This is a genomic window from Nostoc sp. DSM 114161 (genome assembly GCF_052692665.1).
Map to the genome: position 1 here is coordinate 3,265,396 of NZ_CP195141.1, position 20,358 is coordinate 3,285,753.

The following is a 20,358-nucleotide window of genomic DNA, read 5'->3' on the forward strand; positions in this document are numbered from 1 at the left end:
ACTTGCTTTTAAAGCTGACAAATTGCTTTTAAAATTTGTAGCAACTGACTCGATCGCTCTCTTTCCATTAAATTTAATTCTGGCAACAGATAATAAATAGGGGGATTTCCTTGTTCGATATAAACAAACTGATAACTTCTACCATTACTCGTTAATCCCCAAACTAATTTTTGATTCTCTAAATTTTTATAAGCGTAGGTGAGTAGCTGAGGTAAACCTGTTGATATATCAATTTGACTATTCTTAGATTCAATTAATAGTACCCAGAAATATGTTTGAGATTTTGTATGTTTAGCTTTACTAATAGCTAAAATATCAAATCTGCCTTTAATTTTGATATCTTCATCTTCAACTTCAATATCAGCAATATTCTCTTCCAAAAGAATCTCGATAGGATAGCGATAAAAACCAGCTAATCTTAGTAAAGGCGCAACTGCAAGAAACTTTACCTGACCTTCAGAAACTTTACCACCTCTCAGGTAGCGTCGAAAGTCATTTCTAATTTGCACAAGTTCCTGTTGTTCTGTTTCCGTTAAAGGTTCCAGAGATAAGTAGTTAGAAAATGATTCACTGTACTGTTCTTGAAAGCCAAATAGGCGCTCAACTTCTTCTAATGATAAATTACGAGCATTAAGAATTGTCATATATTTTTGGTTGATTCAGGCGTAACTCAATCCAAATTCTCTATATAAAACCTATCTTAAACCATGACTGATTACATGAAATACAAATAATTCGTAGAGTAGCAAAGTACACGGGTAGGGGCACAACATGTTGTGCCCCTACGATTATCTGTACCTCACCAAGTTGCAAACTACAGAGTAAATGGTTTGCGGTTACGTTCTATCAGCCTATCCCATTGCATAGTTAACGTGCTTCCCATTTTTTGCTGTTGTTTTGCCCACATCGATAGTAGGTCTAAACAAGAGTGATCTATATACGCCAAGTCGTGTAAATAAACATGCAATTCCCTTCCTGGAGGCACAAGTTCTAAAATGTTCGCCAATTTTGGTAATCTCACAAATGTTGCTGCACCTTGTAAATGAATGTCTATTCGCCGATCGTTTTCGTGCTTAATTATTTGGACATTCAGCACTGACATTTTGTGAATTAGTAAAACGGCTGTTAACAGAATCCCAATTAAAACACCTGTGATTAAGTCAGTAACAACAATCCCTATTAAAGTAGCCGAAAATATTACCAAAGGAAAACGTCCATACTTCTTTAACTGACGAATATGTTCTACTTCGATTAATTTAAAACCAGTAACAACTAGAATTGCTGCCAAACTAGAAATGGGAATTATTTTAAGCAACGTTGGGGCTGCAATTACTAAAATTAACAGCCATACACCGTGAAGTATGGTTGATAATCTCGTTTTAGCACCGGCTTCTACGTTTACAGAACTGCGGGCTATCACTCCTGTCATCGGCAAAGCACCCAAGAATCCACAGATAATGTTGCCAATTCCTTGGGCTGTTAACTCGCGATCGAAATTGGTTCTTGGGCCGGTATGCAGTCGATCTACTGCTACGGCTGAAAGCAAACTTTCTGTACTAGCAATGAAGGCAATGACGATCGCATCAATCAAAACTGGTGCTTGAATTAAACCTGGTAAGCTGGCAATTGTTGGTAATTGAATTGCTTGTAACAGGTTTGCAGGTACGTCAACATACTGAATCGGTAATCGATATACTGTGGCGATCGCAGTGCCAATGACAACGCCGACAAGGGCACCAGGTATCAATTTTAAACTCCTGGGTTTAAATTTTTCCCACAGCAAAAGGCTGATAATTGTTGTTACACCGATGAGTGCTGCAAGGTGATGGGCGCTACCATCAATAGGAAAGAAAGCTTTGTAAATGGCGTTGGGAATAGATAGTAAATTCTCAATCCCATGTATGCGCGGTTTGTCGTCTAGCATGACATGAAATTGGGAAGCGAAAATTAATACCCCAATACCTGCAAGCATTCCATATATAACAGCCGGCGACATGGCGCGAAACAACTGGCCGAGTTTAAATATACCTGCGAGTAATTGAATTAAACCCGCTAACAAGAGAATCGGCCCAACCATTTCAATGCCATATTGTTGAACTACTTCTGCAACAACCACCGCTAGTCCAGCAGCCGGGCCGCTAACAAGCATTGGAGAACCAGAAATCGCACCAACAATAATTCCGCCGACTATTCCCGTAATTATGCCGCGGGATGGCGGAAGTCCCGAAGCGATCGCAATACCCATACAAAGAGGGAGGGCGACAAGAAATACCACAAATGATGCTGGTATTTCAGTAGTAAATGAGCATTTGTCTACGATCGTTTTCAAATTTCTCATTTGCTTATCCTCCTATGAAAAGTTTTCAATTTTTTAATGGCAAAATGAACCATGACAATGCAGCACAAACTAGGTTTGCATTGAATAGTTGACACATATTTACAGGGTTTTAATTACATCATGGCTACAGCGGTATATTTAGCTCTCAAATAGCAAATACGCAATCATCAAGATAAATCGATTTGTATTTATAGCTACTATTTACATTTCTTAATGTTTACAAACCTATGATAACAACGCAGCTGTGGAATCGAGAATTGATAACTTTTTCTATTGGGTTTGCAGGAAAAGGTAAAGTAAATTTGGACGATCGCTTCAATTCCGGGGTAAATAAGGTATAATAACGCCCCTCAATCGCGATCGCTATCTTTTCAAAATCGAATCTATCATTATGAATTAGGTCTAAACTAATAATTATTAGCTTGCAAAAAAGTGAAACTATATGACAAATAACAGTAAACAAGCTTATAACTATACGGTTCTTCTAGAAAAAGAACAAGATGGTGGTTACCATGCTTTTTGTCCTATTCTCAAAGGCTGTCATTCTCAAGGCGATACTTTTGAAGAAGCTATTGAGAATATTACAGAAGCTATTGAACTATATCTTGAAAGTTTAATGGCTGATAATCAACCTATTCCTAAAGAAGATTTAATTGTCAAGCCATTAAGTATTTTAATATGAGTACTTTTCCTAGTGTCAAAGCTAAAGACTTTATTAAAGTTATTGAAAAATTAGGTTTTTATCTAGATCGTCAAAAGGGTAGTCATGCCATTTATAAGAATATTCATGGGAGTAGAGTTGTTGTTCCAATTCATTCTGGTAAAGACATCAAACAAGGTACTTTGATGGGAATGATTCAAGATATTAGCATTGATAAAGAAACATTCTTAGAGTTATTACTACAAAAATGATATACACAAGACAACTCAATCAATTAAAATAGAAATTGTGATGCTAATATTTACTTTATTCAGCTGGGTTAGCTTACGGCATAATACACCTATAAAAAATTATTAATCATCCTATTTACTCTGGCGTTTTACGGGATTCATCCAAGCTTCCAATAGGCTAAATGCTTGGGAAGAAAGTAACGTCAAACATAAATAAACCACCGCTACACCTGCATAAATTTCAAAGGCGCGATAGTTATCAGCAACAATTAGCTGTCCTTTGCGGAACAATTCTTCAAAACCAATCACTGCAACTAAACTTGTATCTTTCAACAAACTGATAAACTCATTACCCAAAGGTGGAATCATCCGCCGGAATGCTTGGGGAAAAATCACAAACCTCATGGTTTGCACGGAACTCAAACCTAGCGATCGCGCTGCTTCACTTTGTCCTACTTCAATAGATTGAATTCCAGCGCGGACAACTTCTGCAATATAAGCAGCACTATTTAAACTTAAAGCAATGACTCCCGCGACTAAGCGATCGAAAGTAAATGTGGAACCAAGTTGTTGCAAAATTGCAGGTAATCCAAAGTAAATCATAAAAATTTGCACTAGCAAAGGCGTTCCTCGGAAAAAATCTACATAAGCCCTCGCTAGCCAACGCAAAGGTGCAATATGAGAAAGGCGAATAATTCCAATCAAAGAACCGCCAATTAAACCAAATACTACAGAAAGTATCGTCAATTGCAACGTTACCAAAGCTCCCTGGAATAAAGTCGGAACAGCCTGTAAAATTACATTAATTGACGTAAATATTTGCGGAACACCCGCGCTAGTTTGATTCTCAAATGGTGATGTAACTGGTAATGATGATGGCGGTTCGGCTTTAAACCATTTTTGGTAAACTTGCGAATAAGTGCCATTTTTCAAAACATTATTCAAACCTTCATTGATTAATGTCAAATAAGGCGAATTTTTAGCAGTAGCAATTCCATAAAATTCTTCTGTCAGCAATTTTTCTACAACTTTAATTCCCTTGAGATTGCCTGTGTTGATAGCATATAAAGTTACAGGTGCATCGTTAATTACCGCATCGACATTACCATTGAGTAATTCTTGTAAAGCTAGAGGTGCAGAATCAAAACTGCGAATTTGTACGCCAGGAATACTCTTAGCTTTGGCTGCGCCAGTTGTACCAATTTGTACGGCAATTTTTTGATTTTTGAGACTGTCAAAGCCAGTAATATTTTGATTGTCGGCGCGAATGGCGATCGCCAACCCTGCTTTAAAATAAGGACGGGAAAAAGAAATCGTCTTCGCCCTCTCTTCTGTAATCGTGATGGAACTTATGGCTGCATCTACGGTTTTGGCTTGGAGTGCTGGGATAATCCCATCAAAAGGCAGGCTTTGAAAATTTACTTTAAAGTTAGCAGCAGTGGCTATGGCATTCATCAAATCAATGGAAAAACCTTGTAATTCTCCACTTTGTCCTTGAAACTCGAAAGGTGGAAACGCCGGTTCTGTAGCAACGCGTAGAGTTTTTCCTGCACTGTGGTTGGTACTACAGGTAGTGAGTAATAAACAACTGAAAGTTATAACTAGACATAATTGCAAGCAACGGATAAAACGAAATTTAGGCATATTTGTTTAACCTTTTTTTCACGCAAAGGCGCAAAGACGCAAAGAAGAAGATTAAAGACTGTCTTGGCTATTTGTTAAAAATCTTACAATTAACTTTAGAGCAGCTTGATATTAGCAATGAACAATTGCAAATAATTCGTAATTAAATACTTTCTTTAAAGTCTCCATTTCGTACAGACAAGGGTTAACCCTTGTTTCTAAACACTTCCCATTTTTTAAAGATATTCACGCAAGAAATCAAACGGATCGTCTTCCCAACAAGGTTCAGGTATCAGCCAAAACAAATTAGTGTGGATGTCGGCTTCAATTTCATCACCGTCATCTCTGTCGAATAGTTCTATTAAAGCTGTCCAGTCACGGTCTCTAAGTGATGTTAAAGATGGGGTATATACTTGGAGATCAGTTGGGTAATTCACGCGCTAATTCGTAATTTAGTGCTGCAAAAAGTTAGTTTAATGGGAAGAATTCAGAATCCAGAATTCAGAAGTCAGAATCAAGAAGGCTTTGATACTCAAGCTTTATAATTTCAAAACACCAAGCTTTTTAAAGACTCTTGATTTTTCAATTATTCTGAATTCTGACTCTTGAATTCTTATATTTAATGCTTTGTAAATAATTAGATTGTACGTTTGATAACTCTAGTTTAATAGCTACTTTGATACTACAAACGATAGATGACCCTTATGAGTGTGTCACAATTTTAATCAGACTGGTATAGTATTTACAGCTAATTTTAAGTTGATTAAGTACACACTCTCAACTCTTAAAGCTAAACAGAGAGCTTGTTTTAATTCTGAATTCTGTTAGTGCAGCGGGGCGTAGCCCATTCTGACTCCTGAATTCTGCTGTATTACATAATTTGCAGCTGAATTTATTCATCCTGAAAAAATCCTTCGAGCTGTGATTCTACTACTTCTACTCCAAATACTTCTGCAAAGGACTGTGCTACATAAAAACGCACTTCTTCGCAGGTAATATTTGGAATCCATTCGGCTAAACTGCCTACAGGTTTATCAGAGATGCCACAAGGTACAATGCGCTCAAAACCTGTCATATCTGGACAAACATTTAATGCAAAGCCGTGCATGGTAATCCAACGGCTGACTTTAATGCCAATAGCGGCAACTTTTCGTCCTTGCAACCAAACGCCAGTAAAAGCCGGAATTCTTTCTCCCTGCAATTTATAAACTGCTAATACGCGAATTAACACTTCTTCAAGTTGCCGTAAGTACCAGTGCAAGTCCTTTTGATAGCGTTGCAGATTTAAAATTGGATACCCGACTAATTGACCGGGACAATGGTAAGTAACTTCGCCACCTCGTTCAATTCGATGCACATCATATTGGCTTTTGTCAATATCAAATTTGAGAAAATCTGAGTTGGCTCCTTGTCCCAAAGTGTAGACGGGTGGATGTTCGAGGAGAATTAACACGTCATCTAGGCTGGGGTCGTGGAGGCGTTGAGTAAGGAGCGATCGCTGCCATGCATGAGCGTCTAAGTAAGGCATTAATCCTTGGTTATACAAAAAACAACGGTGTTTGGGTGGCTTATTACTATGGATCATGCCAAAAATCAACTGTGAAAAGAACGAAATATATTTCAACTTAAAGGAATAGAATCAAAAAATGTCAAGCTTTGCAAAGGATTTTAAAGGAAAGTCAAGGGAACATGCATCTTAAAATACAAAGTGCTAGCTTGAATATATAACCTTAATAGGTGTTGGGAGGAATTCTCTACAATCAGCATCAGACCAAGAGAATAGAAATAATATGTTGGCTGATGACTCTAATAACATTGTTTGCATTTCAAACAAAATCTACTTCCACAAAACTTGTGTTCTTTATCAACAGCAAGCAAACCTCAACCGGACGCACAAGGAGCAACTATCAAAAGTTCTTTAAGCCTTGCTTTAAAGGAGAAAGTAGTCATAGCTGTCAGTGTTAAGATTTCTTCACCAAAGAGTTCTAAGTGGATATCTTATTGGATATCAGCGCAGAGATGAGGAAATAAATCAAATCTAAGGATATGCTTGGGAAAAACTCAGATGCAACGAGTTTAGAGACAGCACAGCAGTAAATGATAAAAGTTCACAATTTGTTTTGGCGGGAGTGAAAGACCTTACCGCAACTTCTTTTCATACAAAGCAAATTCACACATCAAAATATTCAGCGGGAGAGTTTACATGAAGCTTGTCATCCACGGCAAAAACATTGAAATTACCGATGCAATTCGTGAGTATGTACATCAAAAAATTGAAAAAGCAGTTAATCATTTTCAGAATATTACAAATGAAGTGGATGTACATCTTAGCGTTGCCCGGAATCCCCGAATTAATCCTAGACAAGCAGCTGAAGTAACTATTTTTGCTAATGGTAGCGTTATCCGTGCAGAGGAAAGCAGCGAAAACTTATACGCCAGCATTGACTTAGTAGCAGATAAGATTGCCCGTCAACTGCGGAAATACAAAGAACGGCGTCAAGATCAGAAAACTCATGCCCAACCAACAGAAGAAGTTGTTGCAGAGTCAGTAGTCACAGATTTAATTGGCGATCGCACTCCCGAACTACCCAACGAAGTCGTCCGCACCAAGTATTTTTCCATGCCTCCCATGACCCTTGCAGAAGCCTTGGAACAACTGCAACTCGTAGGACATGACTTTTATATGTTCCGCAATTCTGAAACAGGCGAGATAAATGTCATTTACGAACGCAACCACGGCGGTTATGGCGTAATTCAACCCCGCAATGGTAACGGTCATACCAACGGTAAGAATGGCAAGTCAGCCCATGCGAACGTTGCGATGTCGGAAAAGTCGCATTCGGGTAAATAGGGATTGGGGAGATGGGGGGATGAGGAGATGGGGAGATAGGGAGATGGGGAGAGAATTTCACCCCACCACCCCATCACCCCATCACCCCACCATTCCCCACTTCCCTACTTCACAGCAAACTGTTGCAGCGTTTTTAAGGCTTCTTCAACGTGACCTTTAAAGTTAAACATTGAATCAAATACGTATTGCACAACTCCTTGTTGGTCAATGACGTAAGTAACGCGACCAGGGAACAAGCCAAAGGCTGCTGTTGCACCATATAGCTTGCGTACTTGGTCGCCTTTGTCGGTCAATAGGGTAAAAGGTAGATTGTACTTGGCAGCAAATCGCTGGTGAGATTCGGTAGAGTCGCCACTGACGCCGATAACTTCAGCGCCAGCACTTTTAAAAACTTCATACTGGTCGCGAAAGGCGCAGGATTCAGCAGTACAACCGGGCGTGTCGTCTTTGGGGTAGAAATATAAGACAACAGCTTTTTTGCCGCGAAAATCTTGCAGGCTAACTGTTGAGCCATTTTGAGCGGGTAGACTGAAATTAGGGGCGGTATCTCCAACTTTGACTGACATAGCAAGTAGTGATAGTTAGTTGACAAAATTTTACCTTGTATACAAGTCTATAAGTTTTCCTTGATTAGCTGCATTAAGCGGGTTACCTTAGATACTCATCAAGGAAAAAATTCCGCTTATGCGCCTGACTTCACTCGATGTTTTTCGCGGCATTACCATTGCTGCGATGATTCTTGTCAACATGATGGGAGTCGCAGATGATGTCTATCCTCCCTTCGCCCACGCTGATTGGCACGGCTGTACGCCAACTGATTTGGTATTTCCTTTTTTTCTCTTCATTATCGGTGTAGCGATGACTTTTTCTCTATCGAAGTACACCGAAGATAATAAACCGACCTCAGCTGTTTACTCGCGGATATTGCGCCGCGCCGCCATTCTCTTTGTTTTGGGATTGCTACTAAATGGCTTTTGGAATAAAGGTGTTTGGACTTTTGATTTAAGTAGCATCCGGTTGATGGGGGTGTTGCAACGCATCAGCCTTAGTTATCTGCTGGCTTCTTTAATAGTTCTCAACATCCCGCGCAAAGGTCAATGGATACTAGCAGCAGTGCTACTCATCGGTTACTGGCTAGCGATGATGTATGTACCAGTACCCGATTATGGGGCGGGAGTTCTGACGCGGGAAGGTAATTTTGGTGCTTATGTTGACCGCTTAATTATTCCCAAAGCACATTTATATAAAGGTGATGGTTTCAACTTTCTGGGAGATCCAGAGGGATTGTTTAGTACTATCCCTGCGATAGTAAGCGTCCTTGCTGGTTATTTCAGCGGGCAATGGATACGCAGCCAGCCTGTACAGTCACGCACAAGTATCGGGCTAGGATTATTTGGAATTGGTTGTTTAATTATTGGTTGGGCGTGGGGCTGGACATTTCCCATTAATAAAAAATTGTGGACGAGTTCTTATGTAGTTTTTACAACAGGTTGGGCATTATTTTTGCTTGCAACTTGTTACGAACTCATCGAAGTACGGCGGATACGTCGCTGGGGTAAAGCTTTTGAAATTATGGGTTTAAATGCGATCGCTCTTTTCGTCGCGTCTGTTTTATTGATTAAAATCTTAGTCAAAACCACTATCGGTACGGGAGAAAACGCTCCTAGTACTTACAATTGGATTTACCAGAACTTTTTCGCATCTTGGGCGGGGGCGCTGAATGGTTCCCTGTTTTTTGGCATAGTTACCGTGTTGTTGTGGTGGGCTGTTGGTGTTGTGATGTATCGCCAACGCTGGTTTTTGAAAGTGTAAGTAATACCAATTCTCTAAAATTCGGCAACAGATTCAAACCACCAAACCTAGATAAAGTCTGAATTTCTTAATTGCGTTAGCGTAGCCCATTGCGAATTACTATTACACCGTCCTTGTAAGAGCTTCTGTCTTCCCTGGAAGAGCTTCTGCCTTGACGTTTAAGTATATCGCGCAGCCTGCAAGAGCTTCCGTCTTCCCTGTAAGACTTTCTGCCTTGGCGTTTGAGTATATCGCGCAGCCTGCAAGAGCTTCCGCCTTCCTTGTAAGACTTTCTGCCTTCCCTGCAAGAGCTTCCGCCTTGACTTGATGGCAAACAGACTTGTATTAATCCATAGATTTACGGTGCGTTGCGCTATGCGACAACGCACCTACGAAAGTGTAAGTAAAAATCAGCGATATTCGGTAAGCTACGCTAACGCACTTGTAAAGGCTACGGTGTACACACAAGTTATCGAATTACCCCACCCTAACCCTCCCCTTGGAAAGGGGAGGGAACAAGATCTCTTTTTCCCCCCAATCCATCGGGGGGATTAAGGGGGTAATGTCCGAGATTTAAGAAGAAATTCGAGTTGTGCGTACACCGTAGCTTGTAAAGAAGGGAAACAAGAAAAATCCGGTTCCCTCTCCAATACATCGGGGAGGGTTAGGGTGGGGTAAAAATATATTTGATACATCAATCATGACTTTTCAAACATCCTCTCAAGTGCAATCGGCTTCAAAAAACTAAACTATGTAAATAAAATAAAATAAGTGAAAACCCTGTTTCCTTATGCTTTTAGCATAGTTGTATTCTGTTTTATTGCAATGATAAATATTCACGCCCACCTACTCAAGTTTGCATATCTATCAGTTCAATTTGGTATCAAAGTTGGCAGGTTATAGAAAATTAATATTAGAACTTAACGATTGCGATCGCTGGCAGATTTATGTGAAATTATTCAGATTTTTGAGTCAAAAATTTCTAAGTTTCCATTAACTTTTAATGAAATTAGTTTCAATACGCAAGATTTAACCGTAGTGTAATATTGACGAGTTATCGTCAATAAAAATTACTAAATAATTGGGTGCTGTTTCCATACCTTTACTTTTTAGGGGTAATGGAAACAATTTTGCTTTGTCAAAAAAATAATCAGCAATTAATAAAGTCTTGTATGGAAAGTTTTCTGCCGCGCAGTCACGCCATGCCTTCATCGACTGCGCCCGAACTAGAAATCAAGTATTTGCGGCACTTTATACCCTGGTTGCAAACGCAGTTTATTAGCCTAGCTTTCACTACTTATCAAACTAATCGCCTGTTTTTCATGGGTTGCAATGAGCAAGATAGGGTGAGCGCTCGCGAGCGATTGTTTGATAAACCAATGGGAATATATGCATCAAACAACAGTATATATGTTAGCACGCGTTATCAAATTTGGCGATTTGAAAATTTACTCAAACCACGGGAAATTTATCAGCAAAGCGTAGACGCGTTCGCGGAGCGTCTCGTTCGCGCAGCGTCTCCAACAGGAGAAGAGAAGCGGCTTGTCGCTAGACATCACCTTTATATCCCTCGCACGGCATACACCACTGGCGATTTAAATGTCCATGATGTGGTGCTGGATGATGCAGAAAAGATTGTATTTGTCAACACAGATTTTAGCTGCCTTGCCACCATCAGCAACGATTACAGTTTTGTTCCCCTGTGGCAACCAAGCTTTATTTCCAAGCTAGCTGCCGAAGACCGCTGTCGCCTCAACGGTTTCGGATTGCGCGATCTTGGGACTTTACAGAAGCCCACTTTGCTGTGCTCAGCCTGTTCCTAAAGAATTGCTAAATCGCCTCTAGTCGTTAACTACTATGTCTTCTAACCAAAATTCCAATTCTTTAAATCACAGTATTGCAACGGTTTCTCCTAATTTTGCTGATGCTCTCTGGCCGCAACCCGTTGATTTCAAACCGCCTTTAGTATCGATTATCATGCCGGTGTATAACCGCGATCGCTACTTAGAAGTGGCAATCAGCAGCGTGCTGAGCCAAACCTACCGAGACTTTGAACTGTTGATTTGGGACGATGGCTCAACCGATCGCTCCCTAGATATTGCCAATCACTATGCTCAACAAGATGCCCGCGTTCGCGTCATTGCTGCCACTCATCAAGGTGCCGCTCATACCCTCAAAGGGGCTTATGCTGCGGCTCAAGGCACCTACATTGGTCAGGTCGATAGCGATGATGCTTTAGACTTCCGGGCGCTGGAACTCACTGTTCCAGTGCTGAACTCCCATCCGGAAGTCGGTATGGTCTACACCGACCATTGGCAGATAAACGCAGGCGGACAGGTACAAGGGTTGGGGCATCGCTGCCAAATCCCCTACAGCCCAGACCGACTGCTAATTGACTTCATGACGTTTCACTTCCGGCTGTTGCGCCGTTCGGTCTATGAGCAGATTGGCGGCTTTCGAGAAGCGTTTGAATCGATCGAAGACTACGACCTGTGTTTGCGCCTGTCAGAAGTGACCGAGATTTGGCACTTGAATCAGCCGCTCTACTACTACCGTTTGCATCCGACTAGTGTCAGCAGCACTCGCACGATTGAACAAGTGCTGAAATCGCAGCTTGCCATTAACGAGGCCATTGTTCGACGCGGCTTGAGCGATCGCTATCAACTGCGGGTAGAAGTGCAAGCGAGATTCTTTATCGATAAAAAGCCAACCGATGCTGGTGCTGTACCTGCTACTTCACAGCGATTGCAGCAGTCCGATTCTATCCCCGACGAGGAGAGCGACAGGGCTTCTTATGCTTCTTACTCTCACGCTGCCTGAAGCTGTTCCTAGCAATCGTTCGCCTCCCAAACCAGAGGGGGAAGGGAACATCTCAACCCTAACGATTCCATTTGACCAGTATCTCGACCGATTAACTCGTTGATAGCTTAGGAGATTTTAATCATGGCAACGTTCACTGTAAACACCATCAATGACGAAAACGACACCAGCAACAACGCTGATTCGCTGCGAGAGGCGATCGTTGCCGCTAACAACACGGCAGGCGATGACATCATTATCTTCGATGTGCCTGCCAATTCTACCTTCCGCCTGACTAGTGCCTTACCAACCATTACAAGCAACATCAGCATTCAAGGCACGAGTGGCAGTAATCTCACCATCAGCGGCGATGCCAACAACAACAGCATTAACGACGCAGGCGATGTGTCATTGTTTTCTGTCAATCAAGGTATTGTGTCTATTGCGAACCTGACGCTAGCAAATGGACGGGCGCAAGGCAGCAATGGTGTCAATGGTGCGGGGGGTAACGGTGGGTTTGGCGGTGCTCTGTTTATTAACAATGGCACTGTCACCATCAGCAACGTCAACTTCACCAACAACCAGGCGATCGGCGGGGACGGTGGCACTGGTAACACGGGTGCGAATGGCGGGGACGGCGGCAACGGCAGCGGCAGCACTAGTAGTAGTAGTAGCAATGGCGGAACTGGCGGCAACGGCAGTCCTGGTGGCGATGGCGGAACTGGCGGCTTCGGCAGCGGCGGTAGCGGCGGCGGTGGTGGTGCGGGTGGTGGCAGCGGCGGCGGCGGCTTGACTTTCGTCTCCCCTGGCTCTCTCAGCTCCCCTAGCACTTTCGGCTCCCCTGGCAACGGCGGCTCCGGTGGCAACGGCGGCTCCGGTGGCTCCGGTGGCTCCGGCGGCTTCGGCGCTGGTGGTGGCGGTGGTGGTGGTGGTGGTGGTGGTGGCGGTGGTGGCGGCGGCGGCTACAACTCCGGCGCTGGTGGTAGCGGTGGTGACGGCAGCAGCGGTGGCAGCGGCGGGATTGGCGGCTTCGGCGGTGGCAACGGTGGCAACGGTGGCAGCGGTGGTGATGGCATCAACGGCCGCAACAGCTTCGGCGGCTTCGGCTACGGTGCCGGTGGCAGCGGCGGTACTGGCGGCAGCGGCGGTATTGGTGGCGGTGGTGCAGGGTTAGGCGGTGCCATCTTTATTCGGTCAGGCAACCTCACCCTTTTCAACACCAGCTTCACCAGCAACTCCGCCACAGGGGGAGCTGGAGCGAATAATGGACAGGGCTTCGGCGGTGCTATCTTTGCCGTGACGCCAGGACTAGCTACCCAGGCAGGCGTGACGACAGCTCCCGTAGTCGGGGGAAGCAACGTTACCTTTTCAGGCAACACTGCCTCGACCAGTAATAAAGATGTCTATGGCACCATTAACACCATTCCCAATACCCCTCCCACTGCCATTAATCTGCTCAACCAAACCAAGAGTCTGGCAGAAAACACCAATACTACCAGCCCCATCAAACTGGCAGACATCAGCGTTAGTGATGACGGTGTAGGCAACAACAGTCTCATCCTCAGCGGCACTGATAGAGCCAGCTTTTTCATTCAAAACAATGCTCTCTACCTCAAAGAAAACACTGTTCTCAACTTTGAAAGCAAAAATGCCTATAACATCACTGTGAGCGTGGATGACCCTACTGTAGGCGGTATACCTGATGCATTGACTAACTATATCCTCAACGTCAGCGATGTTAATGAAGCCCCCAGTGCCATTGCCTTGAGTGCCAACACCGTCGCTGAAAATGCGGCAGGGGCGGTAATTGGCAACCTCACTGTTACCGATGCAGATACGCTCAACGCGGCATTTCGCAACAACACCCTGAGCGTTGATGACAACCGCTTTGTGGTGGACAACGGACAACTCAAGCTCAAAGATGGTGTTTCCCTCAATTATGAAGCAATCCCCAACGCTCAACTGAATCTCACTGTCACGGCTACCGATGCGGGGAACTCATCCCTAACCAAGTCTCAGACTTTTGTTCTCAACGTCAGCGATGTTAACGAAGCCCCCAGTGCCATTGCCTTGAGTGCCAACACCGTCGCTGAAAATGCGGCAGGGGCGGTAATTGGCAACCTCACTGTTACCGATGCAGATACGCTCAACCCAGCATTTCGCAACAACACCCTGACCGTTGATGACAACCGCTTTGTGGTGGACAACGGACAACTCAAGCTCAAAGATGGTGTTTCCCTCAATTATGAAGCAATCCCCAACGGTCAACTAAATCTCACTGTCACGGCTACCGATGCGGGAAACTCATCGCTAACCAAGTCCCAGGCTTTTGTTCTCAACGTCACCGATGTTAATGAAGCCCCCAGTGCCATTGCCTTGAGTGCCAACACCGTCGCTGAGAACGCGGCAGGGGCGGTGATTGGCAACCTCACTGTTACCGATGCAGATACGCTCAACGCGGCATTTCGCAACAACACCCTGAGCGTTGATGACAACCGCTTTGTGGTGGACAACGGACAACTCAAGCTCAAAGATGGTGTTTCCCTCAATTATGAAGCAATCCCCAACGCTCAACTGAATCTCACTGTCACGGCTACCGATGCGGGGAACTCATCCCTAACCAAGTCTCAGACTTTTGTTCTCAACGTCAGCGATGTTAACGAAGCCCCCAGTGCCATTGCCTTGAGTGCCAACACCGTCGCTGAAAATGCGGCAGGGGCGGTAATTGGCAACCTCACTGTTACCGATGCAGATACGCTCAACCCAGCATTTCGCAACAACACCCTGACCGTTGATGACAACCGCTTTGTGGTGGACAACGGACAACTCAAGCTCAAAGATGGTGTTTCCCTCAATTATGAAGCAATCCCCAACGGTCAACTAAATCTCACTGTCACGGCTACCGATGCGGGGAACTTATCGCTAACCAAGTCTCAGGCTTTTGTTCTCAACGTCAGCGATGTTAACGAAGCCCCCAGTGCCACGGGGGAAACAGTCTCTACTAGCAAGAACACGGGCAACCCAGTGACAAAGGTGACAGTCGATCTCAACGATAACATCTCTGACCCCGATCGCAATGGTCTAGTCGGTGCTAAACTCTCTGTCACCAGCACCACTAACGGCACTGTCGCTCTTTCCGACATCGATTCTGATGCTCGCCTGATTACCTTTACCCCGACCGCAGGTTTTAGTGGTACTGCCTCATTTAAGTACACCATCACCGATGCCGGAGGACTGACCTCAAATGAAGCTACTGTGACGGTGGAAGTGGGAGACATTCTCTCAACAGGCAATAAAGACCAGAATGTTTCCGGCAACGCAGGCAATGACTATATTGCCGGCGGCAATGGTAACGATACGATTCGTGGCTTGGGCGGCAATGATACACTCTATGGCAACAATAGCAACGATACGCTTTACGGGGGAGTAGGTACTGATATTCTTAATGGTGGTAACGGCGATGACGTACTCTATGGCGGTACTGGTAACGACACCTTGACTGGCGGCAATGGGGCAGACCGCTTTGTGCTAGCAGCGGGGGAGGGTAAAGACACGATTACTAACTTCCAAGATGGCACTGACTTGTTGGTTTTAGCTGTCGGCTTGAGCTTTGGGCAGTTAACGATTAGCAACAGCGGCAGCAACACGCTCATTAGCCTTAGCAACGGTGGCGAACAATTGGCTGTACTGACAGGTATCAATGCCAGCAAGATTACTAGTGCTGATTTTATCACCCTCTAGTAACCAAGAGAGCGATGTCTACGACGGGCTGCGCCTACGCACTTTGGGGAAACTTGAAGTGCGTCAGCCCCATTTTGAAGAATTTGGTGGGTTACACCGTCCTTGTAAGAGCTTCTGCCTTCCTTGTAAGACTTTCTGTCTTGACGTTTCAGTATATCGCGCGGGCTGTAAGAGCTTCCGTCTTCCCTGTAAGACTTTCTGCCTTTCCTGTAAGACTTTGTGCCTTGACGTTTCAGTATATCGCGCAGGCTGTAAGAGTTTCCGTCTTCCCTGTAAGAGCTTCAGCTTTGACTTGATGGCAAACAGACTTAGGTTACATCAATTTTTACCCCCCTTAATCCCCCCTTGGAAAGGGGGGAAACAAGAATATCTGGTTCCCTCCCCTTTACAAGGCTAGGGTGTACACACATCTCTGGAACAAAGCCAAAATCGTCGAAGATCCCCCTAAATCCCCCTTAAAAAGGGGGACTTTAACAGCTTTTTGCCCCCCTTTTCAAGGGGGGTTGGGGGGATCGAAAGCCTGCGACACAACTTTAGAAGACTTGTGTGTACACCGTAGCCTTTACAAGGGGAGGGTTAGGGAGGGGTAAAACCTATGCCGCCTAAGCATTTGAGCTTAGGTTAACACCAATAGCCGTACTACTACCATAAATGTGGTTTCAATTGGTAAACAATGCTGGAAATCACTGAAATTTTAGGTTTTTGCAAAAAAATCAACAATTTTACGTATGACAACTTTTTATACAATTGTCCACCATAGATATGTAATAATTTAGTCTGGCTGGTGTTAATTATGGCAAGAGCAAAACGTAATTCACGTACACTTGAAAAAGCTGAAGTACGACTAGCAAGTGTTAAATCTATCAATCCAACTCTTGAGGTGAGAGAGGGATTAACAGTTAAAGATTATACTGACAGAATAGAAAGCCTGCGAGAATCTATAGAAGAATACAATACCGCCCTCTCTAATATTGATATATTACTAACCCATATTGTCGAAAGTGAAAAAGATTTAGCAGATTATTCCGATCAATTTTTGCGCGGTATAGCTTATAAATTTGGTCACAATAGCGACGAATATTATAAAGCTGGAGGAGTTCGCAAAAGCGATCGCAAGCGTCCTGTACGTCAAAGTGTGGTTTTGCCCGCAAGTTAATCGTAGGGGCACAATATATTGTGCCCCTATCTGTGTACTTCAAGTTAACCTACATCATCATGGGCGAAACGGTTAAACAGGAAGTCTAAGGCATAGTTACGCAACTGATAGTATTGTGGATCTTCCATGATACGGGCGCGATCGCGGGGACGCTGAAAAGGAATTTCCATAACTTCGCCAATCTTGGCATGAGGCCCGTTAGTCATCATCACCAGTTTATCTGCTAAAAATAGGGCTTCGTCGATGTCGTGGGTAATCATCAACACTGTGCAGCGATTTTCATTCCAAATTTTCAGCAGTTCTTCTTGTAACTCTTCTTTGGTGATAGCGTCCAACGCCCCGAAAGGTTCGTCTAAAATTAGGACTTTGGGACGAATTGCCAAAGCGCGGGCGATGGAAACTCTTTGTCTCATCCCCCCAGACATCTGCGTTGGTTTCTTTTCCATCGCGTCAGCCAGCCCCACCATTGCCAAATGGTCGCGGACGATCGCTCTTTTTTCAGCTTGTGGTTTATTAGGATAAACGGCATTAACAGCTAAGTAAATATTGTCGAAAGCAGTCCGCCAGGGTAGCAAGGCGTAGTTTTGGAAGACAACCATTCTGTCGGGGCCTGGTTTGGTAATGGGCTGTCCTTCTAGTAATACTTGCCCGGAGGTGGGAAAGTTAAAACCGGATACCATGTTTAACAGGGTGGATTTACCGCAGCCAGAGTGACCGATGACACAGATAAATTCGCCTTGTTCGACGTTGAGGTTAACGCCATCGAGTACGGTGAAGGGGCCTTTTTTTGTGGGATAGACTTTGGTAACGTCTTTGATTTCTAGGAAGGGGCGATCGATGGTGGCTGTATTTTGTAGTGGCTTGAGGTCGGTAATTGTTGAGTTGCGGTTTTGCATGGTGATTTGGTTATTGGGTATGGGTGGCTGTTGACTGTTGACTGTTGACTGAGGACTAGGGATTAGGGAATTAATTCTTTCTCCCCCTGCTCCCCTGCCCCTCTGCTCCCCTGCCTTCTATGAAGCTAGTCTTCTTCTAGGGGCATCGAGAATGACTTCGGCGACTGAGAAATCGCGTTTGATTTTTAAGCTGTTGAGATAGGCGATTGGGTCGTCGGCGTTAAAGGGAGTACCATCGAACAGTTGGATGGGTTGGCGGATGTAGCTGATATCTAAGCCTAATTCTCGTGCGGCGGTGCTGAAAACGCGGACTCGGCAGACGCGTTCGACGACTTCGACCCAATTTCTGGGGAAGGGAGTGTCGCCCCAACGGGCTAATTGACTCATAATCCAAATTTGTTCGGTACGGCTGGGGCGGTTGATGGCAGACTCGGAATAAAACTGGTGGTGGGCGTAGTCTCGCAGGGGATGGTTGATGTCGCAGGTGAGACTATTCGGATCTTCGAGTTGGATGTATTCTAAATCGGTGCTGACATACTCTCGACTTGCTAGAATTTGGCGAATCTCTTGGGCATTGTTAGGATTTGCACAGTATTGACAAGCTTCTAGCAAGGCTTTGGTTAAGGCGATGTGGGTATTGGGATAAGTTTCTGCCCAGTCTTCCCGCACTCCCAGAACTTTACCGGGGTGTCCTAGCCAAACTTCCAAGTCGGTGGCGATGGTAAAGCCAACATTTTCGGCAGCGGCGCGGTAGTTCCAAGGTTCGCCAACGCAGTAACCATCGATGCTTCCGGCTTGCAAGTCGGCTACCATCTGGGCTGGGGGAATGGTCTTCATGTCTACATCGCCGTCGGGGTCGATTCCACCAGCGGCTAGCCAGTAACGCAGGAGTAAGTTGTGCATAGAGGCGGGATGCACTACTCCCATTGTGTGCCTTTGGTCGCGGGTGCAAAGTAAGTATCTTTTGAAGTCTGATAAGCTTTGCACGCCTTGGTCGTAAAAGCGTTTTGCTAAGGTAATGGCGTTACCGTTGCGAGTCATGGTGAGGGCGGTGACAACGGGGAAAGGTTGGTTGTTGTGTCCTCCCAAAGTTAGCCACATGGGCATTCCTGAAGGCATTTGCGCCGCATCCAAATAACCGCCAGTCATGCCGTCAACGATACCCCGCCAGCTACTTTCGCGCACGAGATGAACTTCATCTAAACCATGTTTGACAAAGAAGCCTTTTTCTTTAGCAACTGCTAAGGGGGCGCAAGCGGTGAGGGGTAAAAAGCCGATTTCTAAGTTAACTTTTTCTAAGCCGTGACGGGAAATGTCGGCTGTTTTTCTGGCGCGAATTTTCTTAATGCGTTTTTGCTGGTTGAGGAAGTAAATCATTTCGCTCCGCAAGCTGTAGTAGCTAGGATGTTCTACAACTTCCATGCGCTTACGGGGTCTGGGAATATCGACTTCTAAAATGTCACCAATTTTCGATTCGGGTCCGTTGGTGAGCATGACAATTCTGTCAGATAATAGCACTGCTTCATCTACATCATGGGTAACCATGACAGCAGTAACTTCGTTTTCTTCGCAGATTTGCATGAGTTGTTCTTGCAAATTCCCGCGAGTGAGTGCATCTAAAGCGCCGAAGGGTTCATCTAACAATAATAACTTGGGGCGAATTGCTAAAGCGCGAGCGATCGCTACACGTTGCTTTTGTCCCCCAGATAACATTCCCGGCTGTTTGTCAGCATGGGGACGCAAGCCTACCATGTCTATATGTTTTTCGACAATAGCGTTGCGTTCGGCTGCGGGTACGCCTTTCATTACTGAGTCTACCGCTAGGGCGATATTTTCTCTGACTGTCCGCCAGGGTAATAGCGAATAGTTTTGAAAAACCACCATTCTATCGGGGCCTGGTTGCCTGATTTTTTGTCCTTCTAAGGTGACAATACCTTCAGTGGGCAAATCCAAACCCGCAATCATGTTTAATAATGTAGACTTGCCGCAACCAGAGTGACCAATTAAGGAAACGAATTCTCCTTTTTTGATTTCGAGGTCAATTCCTTTGAGGGCAATATATTGACCGCCACCGGTTAATTCAAAAACTTTATCAATGCGATCGACAGCAACAAATGTAGACATAATAACTTGGTATTGGTAATTTGGTTAAAAAGTGTGTAGGGGGCATGGGGCATTAGGCATTGGGCATGGGGCATCGGGGATGAGGGAGATGAGGGAGTAAGGGAGTGAGAGAGAAATAACTAATTGCCAATGCCCTATGCCCTATGCC

16 protein-coding genes are annotated in these 20,358 nt (G+C 44.4%); 8 read left to right on the top strand and 8 right to left on the bottom strand.

The window, feature by feature from the left end:
• Nucleotides 1-8: 8 nt before the first annotated feature.
• Both NSTC745_RS14375 and NSTC745_RS14380 read right to left on the bottom strand, forming a co-directional pair.
• Nucleotides 9-644 carry a restriction endonuclease subunit R gene (locus NSTC745_RS14375; RefSeq protein WP_445637739.1) on the bottom strand — a complete coding sequence of 212 codons (636 nt, stop codon included), beginning with the start codon at nucleotides 642-644 and terminating at the stop codon, nucleotides 9-11.
• 170 nt (nucleotides 645-814) lie between these two features.
• Nucleotides 815-2,338, bottom strand: coding sequence for a SulP family inorganic anion transporter (locus NSTC745_RS14380; protein ID WP_445637740.1), 1,524 nt, complete (start codon nucleotides 2,336-2,338; stop codon nucleotides 815-817).
• Nucleotides 2,339-2,780: 442 nt separating this feature from the next.
• Between NSTC745_RS14380 and NSTC745_RS14385 the strand changes: the two genes are divergently transcribed.
• Nucleotides 2,781-3,020, top strand: a complete 240-nt coding sequence (locus NSTC745_RS14385) for a type II toxin-antitoxin system HicB family antitoxin (protein WP_445637741.1) — start codon at nucleotides 2,781-2,783, stop codon at nucleotides 3,018-3,020.
• A complete protein-coding gene (locus NSTC745_RS14390; protein ID WP_445637742.1) occupies nucleotides 3,017-3,250 on the top strand; it encodes a type II toxin-antitoxin system HicA family toxin in 234 nt (77 codons plus the stop codon). Before NSTC745_RS14385 ends, NSTC745_RS14390 begins: the two co-directional genes overlap by 4 nt.
• Before the next feature lie 111 nt (nucleotides 3,251-3,361).
• Here the strand turns inward: NSTC745_RS14390 and NSTC745_RS14395 are convergent, their stop codons facing one another.
• From NSTC745_RS14395 to lipB, 3 genes are all read right to left on the bottom strand, one after another.
• Nucleotides 3,362-4,873 carry an ABC transporter permease subunit gene (locus tag NSTC745_RS14395; RefSeq protein ID WP_445637743.1) on the bottom strand — a complete coding sequence of 504 codons (1,512 nt, stop codon included), beginning with the start codon at nucleotides 4,871-4,873 and terminating at the stop codon, nucleotides 3,362-3,364.
• A 215-nt stretch (nucleotides 4,874-5,088) separates the two neighbouring features.
• The gene (locus tag NSTC745_RS14400; protein ID WP_445637744.1) at nucleotides 5,089-5,289 is read right to left on the bottom strand and encodes a hypothetical protein; all 201 of its coding nucleotides are present in this window, start codon (nucleotides 5,287-5,289) and stop codon (nucleotides 5,089-5,091) included.
• A gap of 455 nt (nucleotides 5,290-5,744) precedes the next feature.
• Nucleotides 5,745-6,437, bottom strand: a complete 693-nt coding sequence (lipB, locus tag NSTC745_RS14405) for a lipoyl(octanoyl) transferase LipB (protein ID WP_445637745.1) — start codon at nucleotides 6,435-6,437, stop codon at nucleotides 5,745-5,747.
• Nucleotides 6,438-7,055: 618 nt separating this feature from the next.
• Between lipB and hpf the strand changes: the two genes are divergently transcribed.
• Nucleotides 7,056-7,703, top strand: coding sequence for a ribosome hibernation-promoting factor, HPF/YfiA family (gene hpf, locus NSTC745_RS14410; RefSeq protein WP_445637746.1), 648 nt, complete (start codon nucleotides 7,056-7,058; stop codon nucleotides 7,701-7,703).
• 104 nt (nucleotides 7,704-7,807) lie between these two features.
• Here hpf and NSTC745_RS14415 read toward each other — a convergent pair whose 3' ends face one another.
• On the bottom strand, nucleotides 7,808-8,269 hold the full coding sequence (locus NSTC745_RS14415; RefSeq protein WP_445637747.1) for a peroxiredoxin: 462 nt from the start codon (nucleotides 8,267-8,269) through the stop codon (nucleotides 7,808-7,810).
• Nucleotides 8,270-8,387: 118 nt separating this feature from the next.
• Here NSTC745_RS14415 and NSTC745_RS14420 point away from each other — a divergent pair, with 118 nt between their 5' ends.
• The 5 genes from NSTC745_RS14420 (at nucleotide 8,388) to NSTC745_RS14440 (ending at nucleotide 17,190) form a co-directional block, all read left to right on the top strand.
• On the top strand, nucleotides 8,388-9,515 hold the full coding sequence (locus NSTC745_RS14420; protein ID WP_445637748.1) for an acyltransferase family protein: 1,128 nt from the start codon (nucleotides 8,388-8,390) through the stop codon (nucleotides 9,513-9,515).
• 1,151 nt (nucleotides 9,516-10,666) lie between these two features.
• The gene (locus NSTC745_RS14425; RefSeq protein WP_445637749.1) at nucleotides 10,667-11,317 is read left to right on the top strand and encodes a DUF4915 domain-containing protein; all 651 of its coding nucleotides are present in this window, start codon (nucleotides 10,667-10,669) and stop codon (nucleotides 11,315-11,317) included.
• Between the two features lie 34 nt (nucleotides 11,318-11,351).
• Complete coding sequence (locus NSTC745_RS14430) at nucleotides 11,352-12,314, top strand: glycosyltransferase (RefSeq protein ID WP_445637750.1); 963 nt, start codon at nucleotides 11,352-11,354, stop codon at nucleotides 12,312-12,314.
• Nucleotides 12,315-12,437: 123 nt separating this feature from the next.
• Nucleotides 12,438-16,034 (top strand): beta strand repeat-containing protein, encoded by a 3,597-nt coding sequence (locus tag NSTC745_RS14435; RefSeq protein ID WP_445637751.1) that lies wholly within the window; start codon nucleotides 12,438-12,440, stop codon nucleotides 16,032-16,034.
• Between the two features lie 793 nt (nucleotides 16,035-16,827).
• Nucleotides 16,828-17,190, top strand: a complete 363-nt coding sequence (locus tag NSTC745_RS14440; RefSeq protein WP_445637752.1) for a hypothetical protein — start codon at nucleotides 16,828-16,830, stop codon at nucleotides 17,188-17,190.
• Nucleotides 17,191-17,234: 44 nt separating this feature from the next.
• Here the strand turns inward: NSTC745_RS14440 and NSTC745_RS14445 are convergent, their stop codons facing one another.
• Nucleotides 17,235-18,086, bottom strand: a complete 852-nt coding sequence (locus NSTC745_RS14445) for a nitrate ABC transporter ATP-binding protein (RefSeq protein WP_445637753.1) — start codon at nucleotides 18,084-18,086, stop codon at nucleotides 17,235-17,237.
• A 117-nt stretch (nucleotides 18,087-18,203) separates the two neighbouring features.
• The gene (locus NSTC745_RS14450) at nucleotides 18,204-20,210 is read right to left on the bottom strand and encodes a nitrate ABC transporter ATP-binding protein (protein ID WP_445637754.1); all 2,007 of its coding nucleotides are present in this window, start codon (nucleotides 20,208-20,210) and stop codon (nucleotides 18,204-18,206) included.
• Between the last annotated feature and the right edge of the window lie 148 nt (nucleotides 20,211-20,358).

Bases quoted from the DNA above. Each gene is read 5' to 3' on its own strand.
- NSTC745_RS14375 (WP_445637739.1), bottom strand. From the start codon at position 644: ATGACAATTCTTAATGCTCGTAATTTATCATTAGAAGAAGTTGAGCGC.
- NSTC745_RS14380 (WP_445637740.1), bottom strand. From the start codon at position 2,338: ATGAGAAATTTGAAAACGATCGTAGACAAATGCTCATTTACTACTGAA.
- NSTC745_RS14395 (WP_445637743.1), bottom strand. From the start codon at position 4,873: ATGCCTAAATTTCGTTTTATCCGTTGCTTGCAATTATGTCTAGTTATA.
- NSTC745_RS14390 (WP_445637742.1), top strand. From the start codon at position 3,017: ATGAGTACTTTTCCTAGTGTCAAAGCTAAAGACTTTATTAAAGTTATT.
- NSTC745_RS14385 (WP_445637741.1), top strand. From the start codon at position 2,781: ATGACAAATAACAGTAAACAAGCTTATAACTATACGGTTCTTCTAGAA.
- NSTC745_RS14430 (WP_445637750.1), top strand. From the start codon at position 11,352: ATGTCTTCTAACCAAAATTCCAATTCTTTAAATCACAGTATTGCAACG.
- NSTC745_RS14440 (WP_445637752.1), top strand. From the start codon at position 16,828: ATGGCAAGAGCAAAACGTAATTCACGTACACTTGAAAAAGCTGAAGTA.
- lipB (WP_445637745.1), bottom strand. From the start codon at position 6,437: ATGATCCATAGTAATAAGCCACCCAAACACCGTTGTTTTTTGTATAAC.
- NSTC745_RS14420 (WP_445637748.1), top strand. From the start codon at position 8,388: ATGCGCCTGACTTCACTCGATGTTTTTCGCGGCATTACCATTGCTGCG.
- NSTC745_RS14425 (WP_445637749.1), top strand. From the start codon at position 10,667: ATGGAAAGTTTTCTGCCGCGCAGTCACGCCATGCCTTCATCGACTGCG.
- hpf (WP_445637746.1), top strand. From the start codon at position 7,056: ATGAAGCTTGTCATCCACGGCAAAAACATTGAAATTACCGATGCAATT.
- NSTC745_RS14415 (WP_445637747.1), bottom strand. From the start codon at position 8,269: ATGTCAGTCAAAGTTGGAGATACCGCCCCTAATTTCAGTCTACCCGCT.
- NSTC745_RS14445 (WP_445637753.1), bottom strand. From the start codon at position 18,086: ATGCAAAACCGCAACTCAACAATTACCGACCTCAAGCCACTACAAAAT.
- NSTC745_RS14450 (WP_445637754.1), bottom strand. From the start codon at position 20,210: ATGTCTACATTTGTTGCTGTCGATCGCATTGATAAAGTTTTTGAATTA.
- NSTC745_RS14435 (WP_445637751.1), top strand. From the start codon at position 12,438: ATGGCAACGTTCACTGTAAACACCATCAATGACGAAAACGACACCAGC.